The organism is Roseateles sp. P5_B10 (assembly GCF_056400485.1).
Genome location: NZ_JBFULE010001283.1, coordinates 1 through 1,004, shown reverse-complemented (window position 1 = coordinate 1,004; position 1,004 = coordinate 1). Strand labels below are relative to the sequence as shown.

Here is a 1,004-nt window from a genome sequence, read left to right as displayed (position 1 = left end):
GCCTGCAGCTTGACGCCAGCGCCAGCGGTGTTGGCAGCCAGGCCGCCCAGCACCAGCATCTCGGCGCACAGCGCCAGCGTCACTTCGTGCAGGCGCGGCTCGCGGGCATCGCCCTTGAGGTAGCGGATGGTTTCGATCACTTCGAGCGAATTGCCGACGTCGCTGCCCAGGATCTGGTTCATGTCGGTGATCAGCGCGCGCGTCTTCAGGCCCGCGCCGCCGGCGACCGCGACGATGCTCTCGGCCAGTTCCTTGGCGAACTCGGGCGTGGACGCGAAGGCGCCGTTGCCGCACTTGATGTCCATGGCCAGGCCTTCGAGGCCGGCAGCCAGCTTCTTGGACAGGATGCTGGCAGTGATGAGCGGCACGCTCTCGACGGTGGCCGTCACGTCACGCGTCGCGTAGAAGCGTTTGTCGGCCGGGGCCAGGTCGGCGGTCTGGCCGATGATGGCGCAACCCAGCGAGCGCACGATCTGGTCGAACCTGGCCGGGTCGGGCGTCGTCGTGTAGCCGGGAATGGCCTCCAGCTTGTCGACCGTGCCGCCGGTGTGGCCCAGGCCCCGGCCGGCAATCATCGGCACATAGCCACCGCAGGCCGCCACCATGGGCGCCAGCATCAGGCTGACCTTGTCGCCGACGCCGCCGCTGCTGTGCTTGTCCAGCACGGGGCCGGGCATGTCGGGCCAGCGCATGACGCGGCCGGAGTTCATCATCGCRCGGGTCAGCAGCACGGCTTCGTCGCGGCCCATGCCCTTGAGGAACACGGCCATGCCGAGGGCGGCCACCTGGCCTTCGCTCCAGGAGTTGTCGACGAGGCCGCGGACGAAGTGGTTGATCTGCGCTTCGTTGAGCGCCTGGCCGTCGCGCTTGGCGCGGATGATTTCTTGAGCAAGCATAGGGGCTCGGTAATGCTACGGGAATCGATGCGAGAGGGTCTGCGCGGGTGCAGGGCTAGGCGTGCGACGCCGCCTGGGCTCATGCCCAGGCAAGGCGCGCAACAACGC

At 68.5% G+C, this 1,004-nt stretch carries 1 protein-coding gene; it reads right to left on the bottom strand.

The features are described from left to right. The coding region (locus AC1DU6_RS32755) for a thymidine phosphorylase (RefSeq protein ID WP_477862441.1) at nt 1–896 on the bottom strand (896 nt) is incomplete at its 3' end. Between the last annotated feature and the right edge of the window lie 108 nt (nt 897–1,004).